Below are 25,226 nucleotides of genomic sequence, written 5' to 3' on the forward strand. Positions count from 1 at the left end.
TGCCCGCCAGGGCGGGCGCTGCAGCGGAGAAAAGCATGAAAGCCATTGAAATCACTTCGTACGGCGCCCCCGAGGTGCTGCGCGTGGCCGAGCGTCCCGCGCCGGTCGCGGGCGCGGGCGAGTTGCTGATTCGCGTGGCCGCGAGCGGCGTGAACCGCCCCGACGTGCTCCAGCGCACCGGCAACTACCCGGTGCCGCCGGGCGCTTCGGATTTGCCGGGGCTCGAGGTCGCGGGCGAGATCGTTTCGGGCGATGCCGCCGCGATGCGCGAGGCTGGCTTCGCCGTCGGCGATCGCGTCTGCGCGTTGATCGCGGGCGGCGGCTATGCAGAACTCTGCGTGGCGCCCGTGGCCCAGTGCCTGCCGGTGCCCAAGGGCTGGAGCGATGCCGAGGCGGCTTCGCTGCCAGAGACCTTCTTCACCGTGTGGAGCAATGTGTTCGATCGGGCCCGATTGCAAAAGGGCGAGACTCTGCTGATCCAGGGCGGCTCGAGCGGCATCGGCGTCACGGCCGTCCAGCTCGGCAAGGCCTTCGGCGCGACGGTGATCGTGACGGCCGGCAGCGACGACAAGTGCGAAGCCTGCAGGAAGCTCGGCGCCGACCATGCGATCAACTACAAGACGTCCGATTTTGTCGAAGAGGTCAAGCGCCTCACCGGCGGCAAGGGCGTTGACGTGGTGCTCGACATGGTGGCCGGCGCCTACGTGCCGCGCGAGATCGAATGCATGGCCGAGGACGGCCGGCTCGTGATCATCGCAGTGCAGGGTGGCACAAAGAGCGAATTCAATGCGGGCCTGGTGTTGCGCAGGCGGCTCACGATCACCGGTTCGACTCTGCGCCCGCGGCCGGTGGCATTCAAGGGTGCGATCGCGAAGGCCTTGCGCGAAAAAGTCTGGCCGCTGCTCGAAAGCGGCGCCGTCAAGCCCGTGATCCACAGCACCTTCGCCGCACAGGGCGAGCCCAGCGGCGCGGCGCAAGCCCACGTCCTGATGGAATCGAACCAGCACATCGGCAAGATCGTGCTGACCTGGTGAACAAGACAGACATGACGACAAAGAAAAAGCTCATCGCCGGCAACTGGAAGATGAACGGCAGCCTCGCGGCCAACGAGGCGCTGGTGAAGTCTCTGCTGCAGGGCGTCGGCACGCCTTCGTGCGACATCGCGGTGTGCGTTCCGACGCCGTACCTGGCGCAGGTGCAGGCGCTCGTCGCCGGATCGCCGATCGCGCTGGGCGCGCAGGACGTGTCGGCGCAGCCGCAAGGCGCATTCACCGGCGAGCAATCGGCGGCCATGCTGAAGGACTTCGGCGTGCGCTATGCGATCGTGGGCCACTCGGAGCGCCGCCAGTACCACGGCGAGACGGACGAACTGGTGGCGGCCAAGACCGCCGCTGCGCTCGCGAACGGCATCGCGCCCATCGTCTGTGTCGGCGAAACGCTGGCAGAGCGCGAGGCAGGGCACACCGAAGAGGTCGTGAAGCGTCAGCTCGCGGCGGTGATCCATGTCAATGGCCACTGCATCAGCGAGATCGTCGTGGCCTACGAGCCTGTCTGGGCCATCGGCACCGGCAAGACCGCGACGCCCGAGCAGGCGCAGGCCGTGCACGCGCTGCTGCGCGCGCAACTGCATCACGCGGCGAGCGAACACGCGGCAGGCATCCGCATCCTTTACGGCGGCAGCATGAACGCCGCCAATGCAGCCGAACTGCTGGCCCAGGCCGACATCGACGGCGGCCTGATCGGCGGCGCTTCCCTGAAGGCGCCCGACTTTTTGCAGATCATTGCTGCGGCACGCTGAGACCAGCGCAGCCGCGAACGAATTTAGGAGTTAGAACGAATGAACGTGGTCCTCAATATCCTGGTGGGTGTACAGATGCTCACCGCACTCGCGATGATCGGCCTGATCCTGATCCAGCACGGCAAGGGTGCCGACATGGGTGCGGCCTTCGGCAGCGGCAGTGCGGGCAGCCTGTTCGGCGCCAGCGGCAGCGCGAACTTTCTTTCGCGCACCACCGGCGTTCTCGCCGCCGTGTTCTTCGCATGCACCTTGCTGCTCGCCTATTTCAGCCATGCACGGCCGACGGGCGGCGGCAGCCTGCTCGAGCGCGCCACGATCGGCGCGCCGGCGCCTGCCCCCGCACCTTCGGGCCCGGCATCGCAGATTCCTTCCGGCAACGCACCTGCTGCGGCACCGGGCACGAATGCACCGGCTTCGGCGCCTGCTGCACCGGCTTCGGGCGCTGCGCAGATCCCGACCAAGTGATCCTGTCGTTTTCGATGCGGTCACCGAGCGAAAACGACTTCATTTCAGGGTAAACTCTAAAGCTGTCCGGAAAGCCAAAACCCTATCGGGTTCCTCATGCCATCCGGACACACAAAACCGCGGTCGTGGTGAAATTGGTAGACACGCTATCTTGAGGGGGTAGTGGCGAAAGCTGTGCGAGTTCGAGTCTCGCCGACCGCACCAAATCTCGCCGGCAGGAAGCTTCATCTTCCTGTCGGCGTCAAGCGGTAAAAGACCCCGATGAACCTCGATTCCTACCTTCCCGTCCTGTTGTTCATCCTGGTCGGAGTCGGTGTCGGCGTCGCACCGCAGGTTCTCGGTTACATCCTCGGCCCCAATCGGCCCGACGCTCAAAAGAACGCGCCCTACGAATGCGGCTTCGAGGCCTTCGAAGACGCGCGCATGAAGTTCGACGTGCGCTACTACCTCGTGGCGATTCTCTTCATTCTTTTCGACCTCGAAATCGCCTTTCTCTTCCCGTGGGCGATCGCGCTCAAGGAAATCGGTCCGGTCGGTTTCTGGGCCATGATGATTTTTCTCGCCATCCTCGTCGTGGGCTTCGTCTACGAGTGGAAAAAGGGCGCGCTCGACTGGGAATGAACAATGGCCATTGAAGGCGTCATGAAGGAAGGCTTCGTCACCACCACCTACGACTCGGTGGTGAACTGGGCCAAGACCGGATCACTGTGGCCGATGACCTTCGGCCTCGCATGCTGTGCGGTGGAAATGATGCACGCGGGTGCCGCGCGCTACGACATCGACCGCTTCGGCATGCTGTTCCGCCCGAGCCCGCGCCAGTCCGATCTGATGATCGTGGCCGGCACGCTGTGCAACAAGATGGCGCCGGCGCTGCGCAAGGTCTACGACCAGATGCCCGAGCCCCGCTGGGTGCTGTCGATGGGCTCGTGCGCCAACGGCGGCGGCTACTACCACTACAGCTACTCGGTCGTGCGCGGCTGCGACCGCATCGTGCCGGTCGACGTCTATGTGCCGGGCTGCCCGCCGACCGCCGAGGCGCTGCTCTACGGAATCATCCAGCTCCAGCAGAAGATTCGCCGCACCAACACGATCGCGCGTGCCTGAGAAGCGAGAGACGATGACCGACTTTGCTATTTCTCCCGAGGCACTGCAGACCCAGATCGCCGAAACGCTTGGCGCCAAGGCCAAGAGCGTCACCCTCGCGCTCGGCGAAGTGACGGTGGTGGTCGGCGCGGCCGACTATCTGGAAGCCGCGACCCTGCTGCGCGACGCGCCCGGCTGCCGCTTCGAGCAGCTGATCGATCTCTGCGGCCTGGACTACTCCGACTACCGCGAAGGCGAGTGGGAGGGCGAGCGCTTCTGCGTGGTGACGCACCTGCTTTCCGTGAGCCTCAACCAGCGCGTGCGCCTCAAGGTGTTCGTGCCCAACGAAGATCTGCCGGTGATCGATTCGCTGACCGGCATCTGGAACGCCGCCGGCTGGTTCGAACGCGAAGCCTTCGACCTCTACGGCATCGTGTTCGAAGGCCATGACGACCTGCGCCGCATCCTGACCGACTACGGCTTCATCGGCCACCCGTTCCGCAAGGACTTCCCGGTCTCGGGTCATGTCGAGATGCGCTACGACGCGGAGCAGAAGCGCGTCATCTACCAGCCGGTCTCGATAGAGCCGCGCGAGATCACGCCGCGCGTGATTCGCGAAGACAACTACGGCGGATTGCACTGAGACCGACATGGCCGAAATCAAGAACTACACGCTGAACTTCGGACCCCAGCACCCCGCGGCGCACGGCGTGCTGCGCCTGGTGCTCGAGCTCGACGGTGAAGTCATCCAGCGCGCCGATCCGCACATCGGGCTCCTGCACCGCGCGACCGAGAAGCTCGCCGAGACACGCACCTACATCCAGTCGCTGCCCTACATGGACCGGCTCGACTACGTCTCGATGATGAGCAACGAGCACGCGTACTGCCTCGCGATCGAGCGGCTCATGGGCCTCGACGTGCCCATCCGCGCGCAGTACATCCGCGTGATGTTTGACGAGATCACGCGCCTCTTGAACCACCTTCTGTGGCTGGGTGCGCACGGCCTGGACTGCGGTGCGATGAACATGCTCATCTACTGCTTCCGCGAGCGCGAAGACCTGTTCGACATGTACGAGGCGGTGTCGGGTGCGCGCATGCACGCGGCCTACTATCGGCCGGGCGGCGTCTACCGCGACCTGCCGGACGCGATGCCGCAGTACAAGGTCAGCAAGATCAAGAATGCGAAGGCGATCGAGCGCCTCAACCAGAACCGCCAGGGTTCGCTGCTGGACTTCATCGACGACTTCTGCAAGCGCTTCCCGAAGATGGTCGACGAGTACGAGACGCTGCTCACCGACAACCGCATCTGGAAGCAGCGCACTGTTGGCATCGGCGTGGTAACGCCCGAGCGCGCGCTGAATCTCGGCTTCACCGGCCCGATGCTGCGCGGCTCGGGCGTCGAATGGGATCTGCGCAAGAAGCAGCCCTACGAGGTCTACGACCGCATGGATTTCGACGTGCCGGTGGGCAAGACCGGCGACTGCTACGACCGCTATCTCGTGCGCGTCGAGGAAATGCGTCAGGCCAACCGCATCATCCAGCAGTGCTCGGCCTGGCTGCGCGTCAACCCGGGCCCGGTGATCACCGACAACCACAAGGTCGCGGCGCCGGCGCGCGAGTCGATGAAGGCGAACATGGAGGAACTGATCCACCATTTCAAGCTCTTCACCGAAGGCTTTCACGTGCCCGAAGGCGAGGCCTATGCCGCCGTCGAGCATCCCAAGGGCGAGTTCGGCATCTATCTCGTGAGCGATGGCGCCAACAAGCCCTACCGTCTGAAGATCCGCGCTCCGGGCTTCCCGCATCTGGCGGCGCTCGACGAGATGTCGCGCGGCCACATGATTGCCGACGCGGTCGCGGTGATTGGCACCATGGACATCGTGTTCGGCGAGATCGACAGGTGAGCGAACGAATGACCACCCACAGCATCAACCAGGCGCCGCTTTCGGCCGCCACGCTGGAGCTTTTTGCGCGCGAGGTCGCCAAGTACCCGCCGGCAGGCAAGCAGTCGGCCGTGATGGCCTGCCTCGCGATCGTGCAGAAGGACGAAGGCTTCGTCAGCGTGCAGCGCGAGCGCGAGATCGCCGCCTACCTGGGCATGGCGCCGATCGCGGTGCACGAGGTCACGACCTTCTACAACATGTACAACCAGCAGCCGGTGGGCAGGTTCAAGCTCAACGTCTGCACCAACCTGCCGTGCCAGCTGCGCGACGGCGCGGTGGCGCTGGCTCATCTCGAGAAGAAGCTGGGCATCCAGATGGGCGAGACCACGGCGGACGGCATGTTCACGCTGCAGCAGAGCGAGTGCCTCGGCGCCTGCGCCGATTCGCCTGTGATGCTGGTCAACGACCGCACCATGTGCAGCTTCATGAGCAACGAAAAACTCGATCAGCTGATCGACGGCCTGCGTACCTCGACGGCGGAGGGTGCGCAATGATGACGCCCGAACAAGTGCTCTCGCAGTTCCAGGCCACCGGCGTCCAGACCTGCTTTCACGACCGCCATATCGAGCCGCAGATCTATGCCGGTCTCGACGGCACCAACTGGCGCCTGGCCGACTACGAAGCGCGCGGTGGCTACAAGGCGCTGCGCAAGATCCTCGGCGAAGGCATCACGCCCGAGCAGGTGATTGCCGAGGTCAAGGCCTCGGGCCTGCGCGGCCGCGGCGGCGCGGGCTTCCCGACCGGCCTCAAGTGGAGCTTCATGCCGCGCCAGTTCCCGGGCCAGAAGTACCTGGTCTGCAACTCGGACGAGGGCGAGCCCGGCACCTGCAAGGACCGCGACATCCTGCAGTTCAACCCGCACATCGTGATCGAGGGCATGGCCATCGCCGCCTATGCGATGGGCATCAGCGTGGGCTACAACTACATCCACGGCGAGATCTTCCAGACCTACGATCGCTTCGAAGAAGCGCTGGAAGAGGCGCGCGCCGCCGGCTTCCTGGGCGATGCCATCCTGGGCAGCAGCTTCAATTTCCAGCTGCATGCGTCCCATGGCTTCGGCGCCTACATCTGCGGCGAAGAAACCGCGCTGCTCGAATCGCTCGAGGGCAAGAAGGGCCAGCCGCGCTTCAAGCCGCCGTTCCCAGCGAGCTTCGGGCTCTACGGCAAGCCGACCACCATCAACAACACCGAGACTTTCGCTGCGGTGCCGTGGATCATCGTCAACGGCGGTCCGGCCTACCTCGAATGCGGCAAGCCGAACAACGGCGGCACCAAGATCTACTCGGTCAGCGGCGACGTCGAACTGCCCGGCAACTACGAAGTGCCGATGGGCACGCCGTTCTCGAAGCTGCTCGAACTCGCCGGTGGCGTGCGCAAGGGCCGCCAGCTCAAGGCCGTGATTCCTGGCGGCTCGTCGGCGCCGGTGCTGCCGGCCTCGATCATGATGGAGTGCACGATGGATTACGACTCCATCGCCAAGGCCGGCTCGATGCTGGGCTCGGGTGCGGTGATCGTGATGGACGACAGCCGCTCGATGGTCGAGTCGCTCAAGCGCCTCTCGTACTTCTACATGCACGAGTCTTGCGGCCAGTGCACGCCGTGCCGCGAAGGCACGGGCTGGCTCTGGCGCGTGGTGGACCGCATCCACAACGGCCACGGCAAGCCGAGCGACATGGAGCTGCTCAATTCGGTGGCCGACAACATCCAGGGCCGCACCATCTGCGCGCTCGGCGACGCCGCCGCGATGCCGGTGCGCGCCATGATCAAGCACTTCCGTCACGAGTTCGAGGCCTTGATCCCGGGCTACGTCCCGAAGGCACCCGTCAAAGCCTGAGCGCGAAAACACATACATATATGGTTGAAATCGAACTCGACGGCAAGAAGGTCGAAATCGTCGAAGGCAGCATGATCATGCATGCGGCCGACAAGGCGGGTACCTACATCCCGCACTTCTGCTATCACAAGAAGCTCAGCATCGCGGCCAACTGCCGCATGTGCCTGGTCGACGTCGAAAAGGCGCCCAAGCCGATGCCGGCCTGCGCCACGCCGGTGACGCAGGGCATGATCGTGCGCACGAAGAGCGACAAGGCGATCAAGGCCCAGCAGTCGGTGATGGAGTTCCTGCTGATCAACCATCCGCTCGACTGCCCGATCTGCGACCAGGGCGGCGAATGCCAGCTGCAGGACCTGGCCGTCGGCTACGGCGCTTCGTCCTCGCGCTACGAAGAAGAAAAGCGCGTGGTCTTCCACAAGGACGTGGGCCCGCTCATCAGCATGGAAGAGATGAGCCGCTGCATCCACTGCACGCGCTGCGTGCGCTTCGGCCAGGAAGTGGCCGGCGTGATGGAGCTCGGCATGTCGCATCGCGGCGAGCATGCCGAAATCGAAACCTTCCTCGGCGATTCGGTCGACTCCGAGCTCTCTGGCAACATGATCGACCTCTGCCCCGTGGGCGCGCTCACCAGCAAGCCCTTCCGCTACAGCGCCCGCACCTGGGAACTCTCGCGCCGCAAGTCGGTGAGCCCGCACGATTCGACCGGCGCCAACCTGATCGTCCAGGTCAAGAACAACCGCGTGATGCGCGTGGTGCCGCTCGAGAACGAAGAAGTCAACGAATGCTGGATCGCCGACCGCGATCGCTTTTCGTACGAAGCATTGAACGGCCCCGAGCGCCTCACGCAGCCGATGCTCAAGCAGGGCGGCCAGTGGCAGCAGGTCGACTGGCAGACCGCGCTCGAGTACGTGGCCAATGGCCTGAAGCAGATCAAGACCGACCATGGCGCGCAGAGCATCGGCACACTCGCCAGCCCGCACAGCACGCTCGAAGAGCTGCACCTGGCCAAGCTGCTGACGCACGGTCTCGGCAGCGGCAACATCGACTACCGGCTGCGCAACGCCGAGTTCAACGCCTTCGAAGGCGTGCGCTGGCTCGGCACCTCGATTGCATCGCTGTCGCAACTGCAGCGCGCGCTCGTGATCGGCAGCAACCTGCGCAAGGACCATCCGCTGTTCGCGCAGCGCATTCGCCAGTCGGTGCGCAAGGGTGGCGTGCTGAGCGCGCTGACCTCGCCCGAACTGCTGGCCGACGACGAAGCCTGGGCCATGCCCGTGGCGAACGCCGTGCGCGTGGCGGCACAGGACTGGGTGGATGCGCTGGCCGAGATTGCCGGCGCGGTTGCCGCCAGCACCGGCGTCGCGGCGCCCGTGGCCAGCAGCGATGCGCCTGGCGATGCAGCCAAGGCCATCGCAGCGTCGCTGCTCGGCGGCGAGCGCAAGGCTATCCTGCTCGGCAATGCGGCCGCTCACCATGCCGACGCCGGCGCGCTGCTGGCGCTGGCGAACTGGATCGGGGCCCAGACCGGCGCAACCGTCGGCTATCTCACCGAGGCCGCCAATACGGTCGGCGCGCAGCTGGTCGGTGCCCTGCCCAGGGACGGCGGCCTGCACGCGGGCGACATGCTCGCAGGTGGACTCAAGGCGGTGCTGCTGCTCAACACCGAGCCGGTGTTCGATTCGGCGGCCGCCGAATCCGTGATCGAGGCACTCACGCACGCCCAGATGGTCGTGACGCTGAGCCCCTTTAAGGCCAATCTCGAATTCAGCGACGTGCTGCTGCCGATCGCACCCTTCACCGAAACGCCGGGCACCTTCGTCAACGCCGAAGGCCGCGTGCAGAGTTTCCATGCGGTCGTAAAACCGCTCGGCGAAGCGCGTCCGGCCTGGAAGGTGCTGCGCGTGCTGGCCAACCTGCTGGGCCTTTCGGGCTTCTCCTTCGAGTCGACGGCCGATGTGCTGGCCGACATCGACGCAGGCGCCAGCGTGCCGCCCGACAAGCTGAGCAATGCCACCGCAGCCCGTCTCGACGGTGAACGCGCCGCCCATGCTGCGCCGCCGGTGGCGGCAAGCATCTACCAGCTCGACTCGATCGTCCGCCGCGCGCCGTCGCTGCAACTGACGGCCGACGCGCGCGCGACGCACATCGCGGCCGCGCAGGAGGTGTTCGCATGATCGACACCCTGCACGGCTTCGGCCAGGGCCTGGTCGCGGCCCACTGGTGGACCGGCGTCGCCTGGCCGGTGATCTGGACCTTGATCAAGATCGTCGTCGTGGTGCTGCCGCTGATGGGCGCGGTCGCCTACCTCACGCTGTGGGAACGCAAGGCCATCGGCTTCACGCAAATTCGCCTGGGCCCCAACCGCATCGGTCCGCTGGGCCTGCTGCAGCCCATTGCCGACGCGCTCAAGCTCCTGACCAAGGAAATCATCCTTCCCACGGTCGCGAACAAGGGCCTGTTCCTGCTCGGCCCGATCATGACCATCATGCCGGCGCTGGCCGCCTGGGTCGTGATTCCGTTCGGTCCCGACGTCGCGCTGGCCAACATCAATGCCGGCCTGCTGTTCGTCATGGCCATCACCTCGCTCGAGGTCTATGGCGTGATCATCGCGGGCTGGGCCTCGAATTCGAAGTACGCGTTTCTCGGTGCGCTGCGCGCCTCAGCGCAGATGGTCAGCTACGAAATCGCGATGGGTTTCTGCTTCGTCGTCGTGCTCATGGTCTCGGCCAGCCTCAACATGACCGACATCGTGATGGGGCAGGGCAAGGGGAATTTCGCCTCGATGGGCATCGGCTTCCTGTCGTGGAACTGGCTGTCGCTGCTGCCGATCTTCCTCGTCTACTTCATCTCGGGCCTGGCCGAAACCAACCGCCATCCCTTCGACGTGGTGGAAGGCGAATCGGAAATCGTCGCCGGCCACATGATCGAGTACTCGGGCATGAGCTTCGCGATGTTCTTCCTGGCCGAGTACGCCAACATGTGGCTGGTCTCGATCCTGTGCGCGGTCCTGTTCCTCGGCGGCTGGCTGCCTCCCTTCGACTTCCTCGGCTTCATCCCGGGCTGGATCTGGCTGGGCATCAAGACCTTCGTCGTGGTCACCATGTTCCTGTGGGTCCGCTCGACCTTCCCGCGCTTCCGCTACGACCAGATCATGCGGCTCGGCTGGAAGATCTTCATTCCGGTCACGCTGGTGTGGCTGGTGGTGGTCGGCGCCTGGATGCAGACCCCGTACAACATCTGGAAATAACTGGAATCGCCATGTCTGCGCACACCGCAACCTCGCCGGCGCCGTTTTCGCTCAAGGACTTCCTGTCCAGCTTCATGCTGGTCGAGCTGTTCAAGGGGCTCGCACTGACCGGCAAGTACGCCTTCAGCCGCAAGATCACCGTGCAGTTTCCCGAAGAGAAGACGCCGCTGTCGCCGCGCTTCCGCGGCCTGCATGCACTGCGCCGCTACGAGAACGGCGAAGAGCGCTGCATCGCCTGCAAGCTCTGCGAGGCCGTCTGCCCGGCGCTCGCGATCACCATCGAATCGGATGTGCGCGACGACGGCTCGCGCCGCACCACGCGCTACGACATCGACCTGACCAAGTGCATCTTCTGCGGCTTCTGCGAAGAGAGCTGCCCGGTCGACTCCATCGTCGAAACCCACATCTTCGAATACCACGGCGAAAAGCGCGGCGACCTGTACTTCACCAAGGACATGCTGTTGGCCGTGGGCGACCGCTACGAAAAAGAAATCGCCGCCAACAAGGCGGCGGACGCCAAGTACCGCTGAAGCGGGACTGGCCCGAACTTCAAAAAACCAACCCGATCCATGGACGTCAAGACCGGCCTGTTCTACCTGTTTGCCGCGGTGCTGCTTTTCGCGGCCTTCCGCGTCATCACCGCGCGCAACCCCGTGTATGCCGCGCTCTATCTGGTGCTTGCGTTCTTCCAGGCATCGGCCATCTGGCTGCTGCTGCGCGCCGAGTTCCTGGCCATCTCGCTGGTGCTCGTCTACGTCGGCGCGGTGATGGTGCTGTTCCTGTTCGTCGTGATGATGCTCGACATCAACGTCGACGCGCTGCGCGAGGGCTTCTGGAAGCACTTCCCGCTCGCGGCTGGCGTCGGCGCGCTGATCGCGCTCGAAATGGCCGCGGTGCTGATGGGCGGCTTCCGCCTCGCCGAGCCGAAGACCGCCATGGCCTCTGGGCCGGGCACTTCCAACACGCTCGAACTCGGCAAGCTGCTTTACACGGAGTACCTCTACCCGCTGGAGATCGCTGCCGTCATCCTGCTGGTCGCCATCGTCGCGGCCATCGCGCTCACGCTGCGCACCCGCAAGGACAGCAAGTACGTGAACCCGTCCGACCAGGTGCGCGTGAAGGCGCGCGACCGCGTGCGCATCGTGAAGATGCCCGTCACGCGCGCGGCGCAGCCTGCTGCTGCAGAAACACCGGCAGCCGGGGAGACCAAGGCATGACGCTCACGCTCGGACACTTTCTCTCGCTGGGTGCGATGCTTTTCGCGCTGTCGGTGATCGGCATCTTCCTGAACCGCAAGAACCTGATCGTGCTCTTGATGTGCATCGAGCTGATGCTTCTTGCAGTCAACGTGAACTTCGTCGCCTTCTCGTACTTCCTCGGCGACATGCACGGCCAGATCTTCGTGTTCTTCATCCTGACCGTGGCCGCGGCGGAGTCCGCGATCGGGCTGGCGCTGCTGGTCCTCTTGTTCCGCAACAAGTCGAACATCAACGTCGACGAACTCAACGCGCTCAAGGGCTAGGACTGACATATGAGCGCAACTCTCTCCGCATCCGCACTGCTGGCCGTGCCGCTGGCGCCCCTGGTCGGCTCCGTGCTGGCCGGCCTGTTCGGCACCAAGTTCGGCGGCAACCACATCGGCCGCCGCATCACGCATTCGCTGACCATCCTCGGCGTCTTCATCGCTTTCGTGATCTCGGCCATGACGCTCAAGAGCGTGGTCGCCGACGGCGCCCGCTTCAACGCCACCATCTACGAATGGATGGTGGTCGGCGGCCTCAAGATGGAAGTCGGCTTCTTGGTCGACGGCCTCACCGCGATGATGATGTGCGTCGTGACCTTCGTGTCGCTGATGGTGCACATCTACACCATCGGCTACATGGAAGAAGACGAGGGCTACAACCGCTTCTTCGCCTACATCTCGCTCTTCACCTTCTCGATGCTGATGCTCGTGATGAGCAACAACATGCTGCAGCTGTTCTTCGGCTGGGAGGCGGTGGGCCTGGTGTCCTATCTGCTGATCGGCTTCTGGTACAACAGGCCGAGCGCGATCTTCGCCAACCTCAAGGCCTTCCTGGTCAACCGCGTGGGCGACTTCGGCTTCATCCTCGGCATCGGGCTGATCGTCGCCTACGCCGGCACGCTGAACTACGCCGAGGCCTTCGCCAAGGCCGACGCGCTCGCCAAGCTGAGCTTCCCCGGCACCGAGTGGATGCTGATCACCGTGATCTGCATCTGCCTGTTCATCGGCGCGATGGGCAAGAGCGCGCAGTTCCCGCTGCACGTGTGGCTGCCCGATTCGATGGAAGGCCCGACCCCGATCTCGGCGCTGATCCACGCCGCGACCATGGTGACGGCCGGCATCTTCATGGTGGCGCGCATGTCGCCGCTGTTCGAGCTCAGCGACGCGGCGCTTTCCTTCGTGCTCGTGATCGGCGCGATCACCGCGCTCTTCATGGGCTTCCTGGGCATCATCCAGAACGACATCAAGCGCGTGGTCGCCTACTCGACGCTCTCGCAGCTCGGCTACATGACGGTGGCGCTCGGCGCCTCGGCGTACTCCGTCGCCGTGTTCCACCTGATGACGCACGCCTTCTTCAAGGCGCTGCTGTTCCTCGGCGCCGGCTCGGTGATCATCGGCATGCACCACAACCAGGACATCCGCTGGATGGGCGGCGTGCGCAAGTACATGCCGGTCACCTGGATCACCTCACTGGTGGGCTCGCTGGCGCTGATTGGCACGCCTTTGTTCGCGGGCTTCTACTCGAAGGACAGCATCATCGAAGCCGTGCACGAAAGCCATCTCTGGGGCGCGGGCTTCGCGTACTGGGCGGTGCTGGCTGGCGTGTTCGTCACGGCCTTCTATTCGTTCCGCATGTACTTCCTGGTGTTCCATGGCAAGGAGCGCTACGACCAGAATCCCGAGAACAATCACCACGGCGACGATGCGGAACCGGATCCGCACGGTCATCACACCGATCACAGCGTGCCGCACGAGTCGCCCTGGGTGGTCTGGCTGCCGCTGGTGCTGCTGGCCATTCCCTCGGTCGTGATCGGCTACATGACCATCGATCCGATGCTCTTCGGCGGCTTCTTCAAGGACGCGATCATCATCGACGAGAGCAAGCACCACGCGATGAAGGAACTGGCCGAGGCCTTCCACGGCCCGATGGCGATGGCCCTGCACGGCCTCACTGCCGCGCCGTTCTGGCTCGCGCTGGCCGGCGTGGTGATGGCCTGGTACATGTACCTCGTCAATCCGGCGCTGCCGGCGGCGATCAAGCGCGCCTTCGGTCCCGTCCATCGGCTGCTCGAGAACAAGTACTACATGGACTGGATCAACGAGAACCTCATCGCGCGCGGAACGCGCGCGGTGGGCACCGGTCTCTGGAAAGGCGGGGACCAGGGGGTCATCGACGGCGCCATCGTCGACGGCTCGTGGAAGGCGATCGGCCGCGTCGCCGGCGTCGTGCGCTGGATGCAGTCCGGCTACATCTACCACTACGCGTTCGCGATGCTGATGGGCATCTTCCTCCTCATGACGTACTTCGTCTGGTTCAACAGGTAAGCGCAAAGCGCCGGAGATAAAACAAAAATGGGTTTGTTGAGCCTTGCCATCTGGGTGCCGATCGCGTTCGGCGCCGCGCTGCTGGCCTTCGGTAAAGACGAGCATGCGAACGGCGTGCGCTGGATCGCGCTGGTCGGTTCGATCGCGAGCTTCCTGGTCACCATTCCGCTGTACACGCGCTTCCAGACCGGAACCGCCGCAATGCAGTTCGTCGAGAAGGGAAGCTGGATCGAGCGCTTCAGCATCCACTACCACGTCGGCCTCGACGGCCTGTCGCTGTGGCTGGTGCTCTTGACCGCGTTCATCACGGTGATCGTGGTGATCTCCGCGTGGGAGGTGATCACCGAGCGCGTCAACCAGTACATGGGCGCCTTCCTGATCCTTTCGGGCCTCATGATCGGCTCCTTCTCGGCGCTCGACGGCATCCTGTTCTACGTTTTCTTCGAAGCCACGCTGATCCCGATGTACCTGATCATCGGCATCTGGGGCGGCCCCAACAAGATCTACGCGGCCTTCAAGTTCTTCATCTACACGCTGCTCGGCTCGCTCCTGATGCTGGTCGCGCTGATCTACATGTACAACAAGTCGGGCGGCAGCTTCGACATCCTGAGCTGGCACAAGCTGCCGCTCAGCGCGAGCGCGCAGACCTTCCTGTTCTTCGCCTTCTTCGCGGCCTTCGCGGTCAAGGTGCCGATGTGGCCGGTCCATACCTGGCTGCCCGACGTGCACGTCGAGGCGCCCACGGGCGGTTCGGCCGTGCTGGCCGCGATCATGCTGAAGCTCGGCGCCTACGGCTTCCTGCGTTTCTCGATGCCGATCGCGCCCGATGCTGCGCACGAATGGGCCTGGCTCATGATCGGGCTGTCCCTGATCGCGGTGATCTACGTCGGCCTGGTGGCGCTGGTGCAGCAGGACATGAAGAAGCTGGTGGCCTATTCGTCCGTGGCGCACATGGGCTTCGTGACGCTTGGTTTCTTCATCTTCAACGAGCTCGGCGTGTCGGGCGGCATCGTGCAGATGATCGCGCACGGCTTCGTCTCTGGCGCGATGTTCCTCTGCATCGGCGTGCTCTACGACCGCGTGCACTCGCGCCAGATCGCCGACTACGGCGGCGTGGTCAACACCATGCCCAAGTTCGCGGCCTTCGCGCTGCTGTTCGCCATGGCCAACTGCGGCCTGCCCGCCACCGCCGGCTTCGTCGGCGAATGGATGGTGATCCTCGGCGCGGTCAAGGCCAATTTCTGGCTCGGCCTGGGCGCCTCCACGGCGCTGATCTTCGGCGCCGCCTACACGCTGTGGATGTACAAGCGCGTCTACCTCGGGCCGGTGGGCAACGACCATGTGAAGGAACTGAGCGACATCAATGCGCGTGAGTTCCTCATGCTGGGCTTGCTCGCGGCCGCGGTGCTGTGGATGGGCATCTATCCCAAGCCCTTCACCGACGTGACGAATGCCTCGGTGGCCGAGCTGCTGCGCCACGTGGCGACGCCCAAGCTGCCCCAATGAGTCCAAGCTGAACAAGAGAACGAGATGATTGACAAACTCAGCTGGATGACGATCTACCCCGAAGCGGTGCTGCTGGTCATGGCCTGCATCATCGCGCTGGTCGATCTGTCCACGACCAGCACGCACCGCACGCGCACCTACGTGCTGACGCTGCTCACGCTTGCCGTGGTGGCCTTTCTCACTGCGCTCCAGGCCACCGAGGGCAAGACCCACTACGGCTTCGCCGGCATGGTCGTGAGCGACCCGATGGGCAACTGGCTCAAGTGCTTCGCGACGCTGGCGCTGATGGTCACGCTGGTCTACGGCCGGCCCTATGCGGCCGACCGCGGCATGCTGAAGGGCGGCGAGATGTTCACGCTGAGCATGTTCGCCTTGCTCGGCATCTTCGTGATGATCTCGGGCAGCAACTTCCTTCTGATCTACCTCGGGCTCGAACTGCTCACGCTGTCGAGCTACGCGCTGGTCGCGCTGCGTCGCGACAACGCGGTGGCCAGCGAAGCCGCGATGAAGTACTTCGTGCTCGGCGCCATGGCCAGCGGCTTCCTGCTCTACGGCATGTCGATGATGTATGGCGCGACCGGTTCGCTCGACACCAACGAGGTGTTCAAGGCCATCGCGAGCCGCAAGGTCAACCACCAGGTGCTGGTTTTCGGGCTGGTGTTCATCGTCGCCGGCCTGGCCTTCAAGGTCGGCGCAGCGCCTTTCCACATGTGGGTGCCCGACGTCTACCAGGGCGCACCGACCGCGGTCACGCTGATGATCGGCTCGGCGCCCGAGCTGGCGGCCTTCGCGATCATCATCCGCCTGCTGGTGGAAGGCCTGCTGCCGCTTGCGATCGACTGGCAGCAGATGCTCGCCTTGCTCGCCATCGCATCGCTTCTGGTCGGCAACCTGGCGGCCATCGCGCAGACCAACCTCAAGCGCATGCTGGCCTATTCGACCATCGCGCAGATGGGCTTCATGCTGCTGGGCCTGGTGGCGGGCGTGGTCAACAACAACACCTACAACGCGCAGTTCGCCTACAGCGCCTCGATGTTCTACATCGTGACCTACGTGCTGACCACGCTGGCGAGCTTCGGCATCATCCTGCTCTTGGCGCGCGAAGGCTTCGAGAGCGAGGAGATCACCGATCTCGCCGGCCTCAACCAGCGCAGCCCGCTCTATGCCGGCGTGATGGCGCTGGCCATGTTCTCGCTGGCCGGCATTCCCCCGCTGGTCGGCTTCTACGCCAAGCTGGCCGTGCTGCAGGCGCTGATCGCGTCGGGGCAGGGCCTGTACATCGCGCTGGCGGTGTTCGCGGTCGTGATGTCGCTGATCGGCGCCTTCTATTACATCCGCGTGGTCAAGGTCATGTACTTCGATGCGCCGGTCACCGCGAGCACGGTGTCTGCGCCGCGCGACGTGCGCACGGTGCTGACGATCAACGGCGCGCTGATCCTGATCCTCGGCATCGTGCCGGGGGGGCTCATGACGCTCTGCGCGCAGGCGATCGTGGCCACGCTGGCCAACTAGCAGGGCCTGCCCTAGGTGTCGCAGGGCGCATCGGTCTGGGTCGTGCTGCTGGTGGCGCTGGCGGCGGCCAATCTGCCCTTCGTCAACGAGCGGTTGTTCGGGCTGGTGCCGCTGTCGGCGCGCACCAAGTCGCTGGGCCTGCGACTGGCCGAACTCTTGCTTCTCTACTTCGTGGCCGGCGGCGTCGGCCTCCTGTTCGAACGCCGCGCGGGCCAGATCGCGCCGCAGGGTTGGGAGTTCTACGCCGTCACCGGCGCGCTTTTCGTCGTGCTGGCCTTTCCCGGCTTCACCTGGCGCTACCTGCTCAAGCATCGGAAATGACATGGACGACGCACATCTGAGGGAAGAGGGCACGAACAGCGAGCTGCTGTTCAAGGGCAATTTCCTGCACGCCAAGCGCGACACCGTGCGCCTGCCCGACGGCAAGAGCGCGACGCGCGAATACGTGATCCACCCGGGCGCGGTGGTGGTGGTGCCGCTGCTCGATGACGGCCGCGTCGTGCTCGAGCGGCAATACCGCTACCCGATCGGCCGCGTGATGACCGAATTCCCGGCCGGCAAGCTCGATGCCGGCGAAGATCCGCTTTTCTGCGGCCAGCGCGAGCTGATCGAGGAAACCGGCTACAGCGCGCGCGAATGGGCCCACGCCGGCGCCATGCACCTGGCGGTGGCGTACTCGACCGAGATCATCCACATCTACTTCGCGCGCGGCCTGTCGCTGGGCGACCGGCAGCTCGACCACGGCGAGTTCCTCGACGTCATTACCGCCACGCCGGACGAGCTGTTCGGCTGGTGCCGCGACGGCACCGTGTCCGACGCCAAGACGCTGACCTGCACGCTCTGGCTGCAAAACGTCCTGTCGGGCGCATGGGCGCTCGACTGGCAAACGCCCGCCGCACCCGCCGGCGCCTGATAATCCGCGCATGAAGGTCCTCAACCTCCAATGCGCCCACGGCCACGGCTTCGAGGGCTGGTTCGCGTCCAACGAGGCGTTCGAGACGCAGCTCGCCGGCGGCCTCGTGTCCTGCCCGATCTGTGCCGACACGGCCATCACCAAGCTGCTGGCCGCGCCGCGCCTGAACCTCGGCAGCCCCAAGCCGCCTGCCGAAGCGCCGAGCGCCCCTGCCGCCGAGAGCTCGCCTGAAGCACGCTGGATGCGTGCGGTGCGCGAGGTGATGGCCAAGACCGAAGACGTCGGCGAACGCTTCGCCGACGAGGCCCGCAAGATGCACTACGGCGAAGCCGAGGAGCGCGGCATCCGCGGTCAGGCCACGCGCGAGGAAGCGCAGACCCTGCTCGACGAAGGGATCGCGGTGTTTTCGCTGCCCATCCCGCCCGCCCTCAAAGAAACTCTGCAGTAAAGCTCTCCCCCAGGCTTGCCCACTTCGTGTCGCCGCCAACCCCCTCACCGGGGGCAACACCAGCGGCCCGGCAAAGCCGGTTCCGCGGTGTTCCTGGTATAGCGAATGCGAGTTGGCTGCCTGCCGGTGTGCCTACGAGGTGAACTGCAGCGCCGCGAGGCGCGCGTAGACGCCGTTCTGCGCGACCAGCGTCGCATGCGTTCCCTGTTCCACGATGCCGCCGTGGTCGAGCACCACGATGCGGTCGGCCTTCTGCACCGTCGCGAGCCGGTGGGCGATGACCAGCGTGGTGCGGCCCACCATCGCGGATTCGAGCGCGGCCTGCACCATGCGCTCGCTCTCGGCATCGAGCGCGCTGGTGGCTTCGTCGAGCAGGAGCAACGGTGGGTTCTTGAGCATCGCGCGCGCGATCGCGATGCGCTGGCGCTGCCCGCCCGACAGGCGCACGCCGCGCTCGCCGAGGAAGGTGTCGTAGCCCTCGGGCAGCGCCTTCAGAAATCCGTCGGCAAAGGCGGCGCGCGCGGCGGCGTGGACTTCTTCGACGCTCGCATCGGGCCGGCCGTAGCGAATGTTTTCCAGCGCGCTGGCCGAGAAGATCACTGCGTCCTGCGGCACCAGCCCGATGCGCGTGCGCAGTTCGTCGAGTGACAGCTCTGCGAGCGAAGTGCCGTCGAGCGCGATGCGGCCCGATTGCGGGTCGTAGTAGCGCAAGAGCAGCTGGAACACCGTGCTCTTGCCCGCGCCGCTCGAGCCCACCAGCGCCACGGTTTCGCCCGGCGCCACCGCGAGGCTGAAGTCGCGCAGCGCCGGGGTGCCGGGCCGCGAGGGGTAGTGGAAGGTGACGCCCTCGAAGCTGACCGCGCTGCCGGCGGCGGGAACCACCGCCTTGGCCGGCTGGGCCGGCGAGACGATGACCGGCCTGGCGTGCAGCAGCTCCATCAGGCGCTCGGTGGCGCCGGCCGCGCGCAGCAGGTCGCCGTAGACCTCGCCGAGCACCGCGGCGGCACTGGCCAGGATGATCACGTAGACCACCGTCTGTCCGAGGTGGCCGGCCGTGATGTCGCCGCGCAGCACCGCCTGCGTGCCCTGGTACAAGCCCCACAGCAGCGCCGCCGAGGTCGCGATGATGATGAAGGCCACCAGCACCGAGCGCGCCTTCGTGCGGCGCACCGCGGTGCGGAAGGCGTTGTCGGTGGAGGCGTCGAAGCGGGCCGCTTCGCGCGCTTCGGCCGTGTAGCTCTGCACCACGGGAATCGCATTCAGCACCTCGGCCGCGATGGCGCTCGAATCGGCGACGCGGTCCTGGCTGGCCCGCGAAAGCCGGCGCACGCGGCGGCCGAACCACATGCTCGGCAGCACCACCAGCACCAGGATGCCGAGCACCTGCACCATCACATAGGGGTTGGTCCAGATCAGCATGGCCAGCGCGCCGCTGCCCATCACCGCGTTGCGCAATCCCATGCTGAGCGAGGAGCCCACGACGGTCTGCACCAGCGTCGTGTCGGCCGTCAGGCGCGACAGCACTTCGCCGGTCTGCGTGGTCTCGAAAAAAGCCGGGCTCTGGCGCAGCACATGGGCGTAGACCGCGTTGCGCAGGTCAGCCGTGACCCGCTCGCCGAGCCAGCTCACGGTGTAGAAGCGCGCCGCCGAGAAGATGCCGAGCGCCACGGCCACGGCGAACAGGGCCAGGAAATGCTCGCGCAGCGCCATGGCCTGGGCACCGCGGTCGGCGGCGATCAGGCCGCCATCGATCAGGCCGCGCAGGGCCAGCGGGAACACCAGCGTGGTCGCCGCCGCCAAGACCAGAAACACGGCAGCCAGCAGGATCTGGGTGCGGTAGGGGCGCAGAAAAGGGGTCAGCCCGGTCAGTGATTTGGGAGAGCCCTTGGCGAGCGAGGGCGAAGCGGGGGAAACCATGACTTCGATTCTAGCCAACGCTTGCCGCCTCAAAGGCAGCCTTGACAATAGTTGTCGCGACAACTAATATCGCGCCATGTCCGATTCCCCAAGCCCAGGAGCCGTACCGCCGGCCGCCGGCTTCTACAAGCCGGAGAATTACCAAGCCGAGGAAAGCGTCGGCCACATGATGCGCCGCATCACGACCCTCGTGAGCCAGGCGGTCGCCAGCGACATGTGGGAACCGGGCGCGCCCACCTTTCCGCAATGGGCGCCGCTCTACAAGCTCCACCTGGGCCACGCCACCACCGTCGCGGAACTCGCGCGCGAGTGCCAGCTCGACACCGGTGCCATGACGCGCCTGCTCGACCGTCTCGAGGCCAAGGGCCTGTGCCGGCGCGTGCGCTCCGTTTCCGACCGGCGCGTGGTCAACATCGAACTGACCGACGAGGGCCGCGCCGCCGCCCGACAGGTACCCCATGTCCTATGCCGCGTGCAGAACGAGGCGCTTGCCGGCTTCACCCGTGAGGAGTGGGTGCAGCTCAAGGGCTATCTGCGCCGCATCCTCGACAACGCACAGGCCGTCGCGGCCCGTGGAGAAAAAGATGAATCCGCTTCTTCCTGAGTTCGCGCGCCGCCGCGCGATCGCCATGGCCGCTGCCTTGGCGGTCCTTGTTCTGGCCGGTTGCGCCGACATGGCGCACATCGATTCGCACGCGAAGCTGCGCGATGCCGATTCACTGGGGCTGGGGAGCGCGCAGGCCGCACCTGCCGTCGACAGCCAATGGTGGCTCGGCTTCGGCGATGCCCAGCTCAACGCCCTGGTCGGCCAGGCGCTGGAAGGCAATCCCAATCTGCAGGTCGCGCGTGCGCGCCTTGCCCGCGCACAGGCCTCGACCGCCATCGCCGAGGCGGCCGGCAAACCGCAGATCGACGGCGAGCTCGATCTCACGCGGCAGAAGTTCAGCGGCAATTACATCTACCCGTCGCCGCTCGGCGGCTCGATCCAGGAGACCGGCACGCTGCAGCTCAATGCCAGCTGGGAGCTCGACTTCTTCGGCAAGAACCGCACCGCGATCGAGGCGGCCATCGGCAGCGCGAATGCCGCGGCCGCCGATGCCGACGCCGCCCGCGTTCTTTTGGCCAGCAACATCGCACGCGGCTATTTCCAGTGGGCCCGGCTGAACGACCAGCTGGCCGTGGCCAGGCGCACGCTGGCGCAGCGCGAAGAAACGCTGAAGCTGGTGCGCGACCGCGTCTCCGCCGGGCTCGACACGCGCCTCGAACTGCGCCAGAGCGAAGGCGGCCTGCCGCAGGCGCGCCAGCAGATCGAGTTCTTGAGCGAACAGATCGCGCTTGCGCAGCACGCGCTGGACGCGCTCGTCGCCAAGCCGAATGCGACGCAGGGCTTGGCCCCGCCAGCGCTCGGCGGCATCCGGCCGATCGCGCTGCAGCCCACGATCCCGGCCGACCTGCTGGGACGGCGCGCCGACATCGCGGCCGCGCGCTGGCGCGTCGAAGCCGCCACCAGCGATGTCGCGAACGCGAAGACGCAGTTCTATCCGAACATCAACCTCGTGGCCTTCGCCGGCTTCTCGAGCATCGGCTTCGACAGCTTGGTCAAGTCCGGCAGCCAGCAGTGGGGCGTGGGCCCGGCCATCCGGCTGCCGATCTTCGAAGGCGGCCGGCTGCGCGCCAACCTGCGCGGCAAGGCCGCCGATCTCGACGCCGCGATCGAGAGCTACAACGCCTCCGTGCTCGATGCGGTGCGCGACGTCGCCGACCAGGTCGCCAGCGCGCAATCGGTGACGCGCCAACAGGCCGAGCAACGCGACGCGCAGAGCGCGGCCGAAGCCGCCTACGACATCGCCGTGCAGCGCTACGGCGCCGGCCTCGGCAACTACCTCAACGTGCTGACGGCAGAGACCTCCGTGCTCGCGCAGCGCCGCGAAGCGGTCGACCTCGCCGCGCGCGCCCTCGACACGCAGGTCGGCCTGGCCCGCGCGCTGGGCGGCGGCTGGCAGCCCGCCACTTCGACCACCGCTGCGGCCGGCACGACACCGACCCCGCATCCCTGAACACCGCGCGAAACCGAAAGACATCTCCATGGACAGCAAGGACAACACCGACACGACCGTCCCGGCCCAATCCGTCGCCGAGGCGGCGCCTTCCAGCAACAAGCGCCGCCGCGCGCTGACCGCACTCGCCTCGGTGGTGGTGCTGGCCGGCGCCGGCTGGGGCCTCTACGAATGGCTGGTCGCGAGCCACTACGAGTCGACCGACAACGCCTACGTGCAGGGCAACGTGATCCAGATCACGCCGCAGATCGGCGGCACCGTGATGGCCATCATGGCCGACGACACCGACCTCGTGAAAGCCGGCCAGCCGCTGGTGCAGCTCGATCCGGCCGATGCGAAGGTCGCGCTCGACCAGGCCGAGGCCGCGCTCGCGCAGACGGTGCGCCAGGTGCGCACGCTGTACGCCAACAACGGCTCGCTGGCCGCGCAGGTCACGCTGCGCCAGTCCGACATCGTCAAGGCGCAGAGCGACATCGCGCGCGCCCAGGACGACCTGAAGCGCCGTCAGGCGCTCACGGGCAACGGCGCGGTGTCGAAGGAAGAACTCAACCACGCCGAGACGACGCTCGCCAACGCGAAGAGCGCGCTCGCGGCGGCGCAGGCCGGCGTGGTCTCGGCGCGCGAACAGCTCGCGAGCAACCAGTCGCTGACCGAAGGCACCAGCGTCGAGCAGCACCCGAGCGTGCTGGCCGCCGCCGCCAAGGTGCGCGAGGCCTATCTCGCGACGCAGCGCGTCGCGATGCCGGCGCCGGTCGAAGGCTACGTGGCCAAGCGCACCGTGCAGCTCGGCCAGCGCGTCGCGGCCGGCACGCCGATGATGTCGATCGTGCCGCTGAACCAGGTGTGGGTCGACGCCAACTTCAAGGAAGTGCAGCTGCGCAGCATCCGCCTCGACCAGCCGGTGAAGCTCACGGCCGACGTGTACGGCAAGAAGGTCGAATACACCGGCCGCGTCGCCGGCCTCGGCGTCGGCACCGGTGCCGCCTTCGCGCTGCTGCCGGCGCAGAACGCCACCGGCAACTGGATCAAGGTGGTGCAGCGGGTGCCGGTGCGCATCGCGCTTGACCCCGAGCAGCTCAAGGCCAATCCGCTGCGCGTGGGCCTCTCGATGGATGCCGAGATCGACGTCACGCAGAAGGGCGGCAAGATGCTCGCCGACGCGCCGCGCGCCAGCGCGCTGAGTCAGACACAGGTCTACAGCCGGCTCGACCAGGGCGCCGACGCCGAAGTGCAGCGCATCATCGCGGCCAACATGGGCCGCGGCGCAGCGCTCGCGAGCACGGCGCGGCCCGCGGGCAGTGCCGCCTCTGCGGCAGGTGCATCGCCCTCGCACGTCAACCCGATCTGATTCGACGGCTTGCGCACGATGGCGACCGCTTCGGCTCTTCCCGCACCCCTGCCGCCGCTCGAGGGCTCCGCCCGGCTGTGGGGCACGATCGCGCTCTCGGCCGCGACCTTCATGAACGTGCTCGACACCTCGATCGCCAACGTCTCGCTGCCAGCCATCTCCGGCGACCTCGGCGTCAGTTCGACGCAGGGCACCTGGGTCATCACCAGCTTCGCGGTGGCCAACGCCATCGCGGTGCCGCTCACCGGCTGGCTCACGCAGCGCTTCGGCCAGGTGCGCCTGTTCATGGCCAGCGTGCTGCTGTTCATCATCAGCTCCTGGCTTTGTGGGCTGGCGCCCAACATGACGACGCTGATCGCGTTCCGCGCGCTGCAGGGCTTCGTCGCCGGGCCGATGATTCCGCTGTCGCAGACGCTGCTGCTGTCGAGCTACCCGAAGGCCAAGGCAGGGCTTGCGATGGCGATGTGGTCGATGACCACGCTGGTCGCGCCCGTGATGGGGCCGCTGCTCGGCGGCTGGATCACCGACAACATCTCCTGGCCCTGGATCTTCTACATCAACATCCCGGTGGGCCTGCTTGCCGCCGGCATCACCTGGGGCATCTACCGCAAGCGCGAGAGCACGACGCGCAAGGTGCCCATCGATGCCATCGGCCTCGGGCTGCTGGTGCTGTGGGTGGGTTCGCTGCAGCTGATGCTCGACAAGGGCAAGGAACTGGACTGGTTCCATTCGGCCGAGATCGTGACGATGGCGGTGGTGGCGGTGGTCGGCTTCGCCTTCTTCCTGGTCTGGGAGCTGACCGACAAGCACCCGGTGGTCGACCTCTCGCTCTTCAAGCGCCGCAACTTCTGGTCGGGCGCGCTGGCGACGGCGGTGGCCTACGGCCTGTTCTTCGGCAACGTCGTGATCCTGCCGTTGTGGCTGCAGCAGTACATGGGCTACACGGCGACGCAGGCCGGCATGATCATGGCGCCGGTGGGCCTGCTCGCGATCGTGTTCTCGCCGATCGTCGGCCTCACGGTCAGCAAGATCGATCCGCGCCGCTACGCCACCTTCTCCTTCCTGGTGTTCGCGCTGGTGCTGTGGATGCGCTCCAACTTCAACACCCAGGCCGACTTCTGGACCATCATGATCCCGACCGTGATCCAGGGCGTGGCGATGGCCTTCTTCTTCATTCCGCTGGTGACGATCACGCTGTCGGGCCTCGCGCCCGATCGCATCGCGGCGGCTTCGGGGCTGTCGAACTTCGCGCGCATCACCGCGGGCGCCATGGGAACCTCCATCGCCACCACGGTGTGGGAGAACCGCGCCGCGCTGCATCACGCGCAGCTGGTCGAGTCGGTCAACCAGGGCAATGCGGCCGCGAGCAGCGCGATGGCCGGCCTCGGCAGCAGCGGCTTCAGCGCCGATCAGGTGCTGGGGCAGCTCAACCGCATCGTGGACCAGCAGTCCTTCATGCTGGCCGCGAATGATGTGTTCTATGCATCGGCGGTGCTGTTCCTGCTGCTGATTCCCTTCGTCTGGCTGGCCAAGCCGACGCGCGCTGCGGGTGCCTCCGATGCAGCCGCCGGCGCCCACTGACGCTCT

25 protein-coding genes and 1 tRNA gene are annotated in these 25,226 nt (G+C 66.0%); 25 read left to right on the forward strand and 1 reads right to left on the reverse strand.

Annotated features, from left to right (window positions below; all coding sequences use genetic code 11):
* Positions 1–35: 35 nt before the first annotated feature.
* From ACSQ86_RS10005 to ACSQ86_RS10105, 21 genes are all read left to right on the forward strand, one after another.
* Positions 36–1,034, forward strand: coding sequence for an NAD(P)H-quinone oxidoreductase (locus ACSQ86_RS10005; protein ID WP_436308822.1), 999 nt, complete (start codon positions 36–38; stop codon positions 1,032–1,034).
* 11 nt (positions 1,035–1,045) lie between these two features.
* On the forward strand, positions 1,046–1,798 hold the full coding sequence (gene tpiA, locus ACSQ86_RS10010) for a triose-phosphate isomerase (RefSeq protein WP_436303522.1): 753 nt from the start codon (positions 1,046–1,048) through the stop codon (positions 1,796–1,798).
* 39 nt (positions 1,799–1,837) lie between these two features.
* Positions 1,838–2,263, forward strand: a complete 426-nt coding sequence (gene secG / locus ACSQ86_RS10015) for a preprotein translocase subunit SecG (RefSeq protein ID WP_436308823.1) — start codon at positions 1,838–1,840, stop codon at positions 2,261–2,263.
* Positions 2,264–2,382: 119 nt separating this feature from the next.
* Positions 2,383–2,467 (forward strand) — tRNA-Leu (locus ACSQ86_RS10020).
* A gap of 57 nt (positions 2,468–2,524) precedes the next feature.
* Positions 2,525–2,884, forward strand: a complete 360-nt coding sequence (locus tag ACSQ86_RS10025; RefSeq protein WP_093102424.1) for an NADH-quinone oxidoreductase subunit A — start codon at positions 2,525–2,527, stop codon at positions 2,882–2,884.
* A 3-nt stretch (positions 2,885–2,887) separates the two neighbouring features.
* Positions 2,888–3,367 (forward strand): NuoB/complex I 20 kDa subunit family protein, encoded by a 480-nt coding sequence (locus tag ACSQ86_RS10030; RefSeq protein ID WP_021008163.1) that lies wholly within the window; start codon positions 2,888–2,890, stop codon positions 3,365–3,367.
* A 13-nt stretch (positions 3,368–3,380) separates the two neighbouring features.
* Positions 3,381–3,989 (forward strand): NADH-quinone oxidoreductase subunit C, encoded by a 609-nt coding sequence (locus tag ACSQ86_RS10035; protein WP_093102425.1) that lies wholly within the window; start codon positions 3,381–3,383, stop codon positions 3,987–3,989.
* A gap of 7 nt (positions 3,990–3,996) precedes the next feature.
* Positions 3,997–5,250 carry an NADH-quinone oxidoreductase subunit D gene (locus ACSQ86_RS10040; RefSeq protein ID WP_093102427.1) on the forward strand — a complete coding sequence of 418 codons (1,254 nt, stop codon included), beginning with the start codon at positions 3,997–3,999 and terminating at the stop codon, positions 5,248–5,250.
* Between the two features lie 8 nt (positions 5,251–5,258).
* Complete coding sequence (nuoE, locus tag ACSQ86_RS10045) at positions 5,259–5,783, forward strand: NADH-quinone oxidoreductase subunit NuoE (protein WP_436308824.1); 525 nt, start codon at positions 5,259–5,261, stop codon at positions 5,781–5,783.
* Complete coding sequence (nuoF, locus tag ACSQ86_RS10050) at positions 5,780–7,123, forward strand: NADH-quinone oxidoreductase subunit NuoF (RefSeq protein WP_170855467.1); 1,344 nt, start codon at positions 5,780–5,782, stop codon at positions 7,121–7,123. Before nuoE ends, nuoF begins: the two co-directional genes overlap by 4 nt.
* A gap of 20 nt (positions 7,124–7,143) precedes the next feature.
* Positions 7,144–9,297, forward strand: a complete 2,154-nt coding sequence (gene nuoG, locus ACSQ86_RS10055; protein WP_436303523.1) for an NADH-quinone oxidoreductase subunit NuoG — start codon at positions 7,144–7,146, stop codon at positions 9,295–9,297.
* A complete protein-coding gene (nuoH, locus tag ACSQ86_RS10060; RefSeq protein ID WP_436303524.1) occupies positions 9,294–10,370 on the forward strand; it encodes an NADH-quinone oxidoreductase subunit NuoH in 1,077 nt (358 codons plus the stop codon). Before nuoG ends, nuoH begins: the two co-directional genes overlap by 4 nt.
* 11 nt (positions 10,371–10,381) lie before the next feature.
* Positions 10,382–10,900, forward strand: coding sequence for an NADH-quinone oxidoreductase subunit NuoI (gene nuoI, locus ACSQ86_RS10065; RefSeq protein ID WP_093102433.1), 519 nt, complete (start codon positions 10,382–10,384; stop codon positions 10,898–10,900).
* Between the two features lie 39 nt (positions 10,901–10,939).
* On the forward strand, positions 10,940–11,587 hold the full coding sequence (locus tag ACSQ86_RS10070) for an NADH-quinone oxidoreductase subunit J (RefSeq protein ID WP_436303525.1): 648 nt from the start codon (positions 10,940–10,942) through the stop codon (positions 11,585–11,587).
* The gene (gene nuoK / locus ACSQ86_RS10075) at positions 11,584–11,892 is read left to right on the forward strand and encodes an NADH-quinone oxidoreductase subunit NuoK (protein ID WP_086922746.1); all 309 of its coding nucleotides are present in this window, start codon (positions 11,584–11,586) and stop codon (positions 11,890–11,892) included. Before ACSQ86_RS10070 ends, nuoK begins: the two co-directional genes overlap by 4 nt.
* A gap of 9 nt (positions 11,893–11,901) precedes the next feature.
* Positions 11,902–13,938 carry an NADH-quinone oxidoreductase subunit L gene (nuoL, locus tag ACSQ86_RS10080; protein WP_436308825.1) on the forward strand — a complete coding sequence of 679 codons (2,037 nt, stop codon included), beginning with the start codon at positions 11,902–11,904 and terminating at the stop codon, positions 13,936–13,938.
* Positions 13,939–13,965: 27 nt separating this feature from the next.
* Positions 13,966–15,444 (forward strand): NADH-quinone oxidoreductase subunit M, encoded by a 1,479-nt coding sequence (locus tag ACSQ86_RS10085; RefSeq protein ID WP_436303527.1) that lies wholly within the window; start codon positions 13,966–13,968, stop codon positions 15,442–15,444.
* 24 nt (positions 15,445–15,468) lie between these two features.
* Complete coding sequence (nuoN, locus tag ACSQ86_RS10090) at positions 15,469–16,956, forward strand: NADH-quinone oxidoreductase subunit NuoN (protein WP_436303528.1); 1,488 nt, start codon at positions 15,469–15,471, stop codon at positions 16,954–16,956.
* A 15-nt stretch (positions 16,957–16,971) separates the two neighbouring features.
* Positions 16,972–17,277 (forward strand): DUF2818 family protein, encoded by a 306-nt coding sequence (locus ACSQ86_RS10095; RefSeq protein ID WP_093102441.1) that lies wholly within the window; start codon positions 16,972–16,974, stop codon positions 17,275–17,277.
* 1 nt (position 17,278) lies between these two features.
* Positions 17,279–17,869, forward strand: coding sequence for an NUDIX domain-containing protein (locus tag ACSQ86_RS10100; RefSeq protein WP_093102443.1), 591 nt, complete (start codon positions 17,279–17,281; stop codon positions 17,867–17,869).
* A 10-nt stretch (positions 17,870–17,879) separates the two neighbouring features.
* Positions 17,880–18,317, forward strand: a complete 438-nt coding sequence (locus ACSQ86_RS10105) for a DUF1178 family protein (protein WP_093102444.1) — start codon at positions 17,880–17,882, stop codon at positions 18,315–18,317.
* Positions 18,318–18,449: 132 nt separating this feature from the next.
* Here the strand turns inward: ACSQ86_RS10105 and ACSQ86_RS10110 are convergent, their stop codons facing one another.
* The gene (locus ACSQ86_RS10110; RefSeq protein ID WP_093102446.1) at positions 18,450–20,234 is read right to left on the reverse strand and encodes an ABC transporter transmembrane domain-containing protein; all 1,785 of its coding nucleotides are present in this window, start codon (positions 20,232–20,234) and stop codon (positions 18,450–18,452) included.
* 76 nt (positions 20,235–20,310) lie between these two features.
* On the opposite strand from ACSQ86_RS10110, the gene ACSQ86_RS10115 reads away from it, so the two are divergent.
* From ACSQ86_RS10115 to ACSQ86_RS10130, 4 genes are read left to right on the forward strand one after another with little or no spacing between them, the layout of a single operon-like run.
* On the forward strand, positions 20,311–20,838 hold the full coding sequence (locus ACSQ86_RS10115; RefSeq protein ID WP_436303529.1) for a MarR family winged helix-turn-helix transcriptional regulator: 528 nt from the start codon (positions 20,311–20,313) through the stop codon (positions 20,836–20,838).
* Positions 20,819–22,291 carry an efflux transporter outer membrane subunit gene (locus ACSQ86_RS10120; protein ID WP_436303530.1) on the forward strand — a complete coding sequence of 491 codons (1,473 nt, stop codon included), beginning with the start codon at positions 20,819–20,821 and terminating at the stop codon, positions 22,289–22,291. Before ACSQ86_RS10115 ends, ACSQ86_RS10120 begins: the two co-directional genes overlap by 20 nt.
* 28 nt (positions 22,292–22,319) lie before the next feature.
* A complete protein-coding gene (locus tag ACSQ86_RS10125) occupies positions 22,320–23,639 on the forward strand; it encodes an HlyD family secretion protein (protein ID WP_436303531.1) in 1,320 nt (439 codons plus the stop codon).
* Positions 23,640–23,657: 18 nt separating this feature from the next.
* The gene (locus tag ACSQ86_RS10130; protein WP_436303532.1) at positions 23,658–25,220 is read left to right on the forward strand and encodes a DHA2 family efflux MFS transporter permease subunit; all 1,563 of its coding nucleotides are present in this window, start codon (positions 23,658–23,660) and stop codon (positions 25,218–25,220) included.
* The last annotated feature ends 6 nt before the right edge of the window (positions 25,221–25,226 follow it).

Source organism: Variovorax sp. LjRoot130 (assembly GCF_964253755.1).
Taxonomy (GTDB): Bacteria; Pseudomonadota; Gammaproteobacteria; order Burkholderiales; family Burkholderiaceae_C; genus Variovorax.

Bases quoted from the DNA above. Each gene is read 5' to 3' on its own strand.
- ACSQ86_RS10005 (WP_436308822.1), top strand. From the start codon at position 36: ATGAAAGCCATTGAAATCACTTCGTACGGCGCCCCCGAGGTGCTGCGC.
- tpiA (WP_436303522.1), top strand. From the start codon at position 1,046: ATGACGACAAAGAAAAAGCTCATCGCCGGCAACTGGAAGATGAACGGC.
- secG (WP_436308823.1), top strand. From the start codon at position 1,838: ATGAACGTGGTCCTCAATATCCTGGTGGGTGTACAGATGCTCACCGCA.
- ACSQ86_RS10025 (WP_093102424.1), top strand. From the start codon at position 2,525: ATGAACCTCGATTCCTACCTTCCCGTCCTGTTGTTCATCCTGGTCGGA.
- ACSQ86_RS10030 (WP_021008163.1), top strand. From the start codon at position 2,888: ATGGCCATTGAAGGCGTCATGAAGGAAGGCTTCGTCACCACCACCTAC.
- ACSQ86_RS10035 (WP_093102425.1), top strand. From the start codon at position 3,381: ATGACCGACTTTGCTATTTCTCCCGAGGCACTGCAGACCCAGATCGCC.
- ACSQ86_RS10040 (WP_093102427.1), top strand. From the start codon at position 3,997: ATGGCCGAAATCAAGAACTACACGCTGAACTTCGGACCCCAGCACCCC.
- nuoE (WP_436308824.1), top strand. From the start codon at position 5,259: ATGACCACCCACAGCATCAACCAGGCGCCGCTTTCGGCCGCCACGCTG.
- nuoF (WP_170855467.1), top strand. From the start codon at position 5,780: ATGATGACGCCCGAACAAGTGCTCTCGCAGTTCCAGGCCACCGGCGTC.
- nuoG (WP_436303523.1), top strand. From the start codon at position 7,144: ATGGTTGAAATCGAACTCGACGGCAAGAAGGTCGAAATCGTCGAAGGC.
- nuoH (WP_436303524.1), top strand. From the start codon at position 9,294: ATGATCGACACCCTGCACGGCTTCGGCCAGGGCCTGGTCGCGGCCCAC.
- nuoI (WP_093102433.1), top strand. From the start codon at position 10,382: ATGTCTGCGCACACCGCAACCTCGCCGGCGCCGTTTTCGCTCAAGGAC.
- ACSQ86_RS10070 (WP_436303525.1), top strand. From the start codon at position 10,940: ATGGACGTCAAGACCGGCCTGTTCTACCTGTTTGCCGCGGTGCTGCTT.
- nuoK (WP_086922746.1), top strand. From the start codon at position 11,584: ATGACGCTCACGCTCGGACACTTTCTCTCGCTGGGTGCGATGCTTTTC.
- nuoL (WP_436308825.1), top strand. From the start codon at position 11,902: ATGAGCGCAACTCTCTCCGCATCCGCACTGCTGGCCGTGCCGCTGGCG.
- ACSQ86_RS10085 (WP_436303527.1), top strand. From the start codon at position 13,966: ATGGGTTTGTTGAGCCTTGCCATCTGGGTGCCGATCGCGTTCGGCGCC.
- nuoN (WP_436303528.1), top strand. From the start codon at position 15,469: ATGATTGACAAACTCAGCTGGATGACGATCTACCCCGAAGCGGTGCTG.
- ACSQ86_RS10100 (WP_093102443.1), top strand. From the start codon at position 17,279: ATGGACGACGCACATCTGAGGGAAGAGGGCACGAACAGCGAGCTGCTG.
- ACSQ86_RS10105 (WP_093102444.1), top strand. From the start codon at position 17,880: ATGAAGGTCCTCAACCTCCAATGCGCCCACGGCCACGGCTTCGAGGGC.
- ACSQ86_RS10110 (WP_093102446.1), bottom strand. From the start codon at position 20,234: ATGGTTTCCCCCGCTTCGCCCTCGCTCGCCAAGGGCTCTCCCAAATCA.
- ACSQ86_RS10115 (WP_436303529.1), top strand. From the start codon at position 20,311: ATGTCCGATTCCCCAAGCCCAGGAGCCGTACCGCCGGCCGCCGGCTTC.
- ACSQ86_RS10120 (WP_436303530.1), top strand. From the start codon at position 20,819: ATGAATCCGCTTCTTCCTGAGTTCGCGCGCCGCCGCGCGATCGCCATG.
- ACSQ86_RS10125 (WP_436303531.1), top strand. From the start codon at position 22,320: ATGGACAGCAAGGACAACACCGACACGACCGTCCCGGCCCAATCCGTC.
- ACSQ86_RS10130 (WP_436303532.1), top strand. From the start codon at position 23,658: ATGGCGACCGCTTCGGCTCTTCCCGCACCCCTGCCGCCGCTCGAGGGC.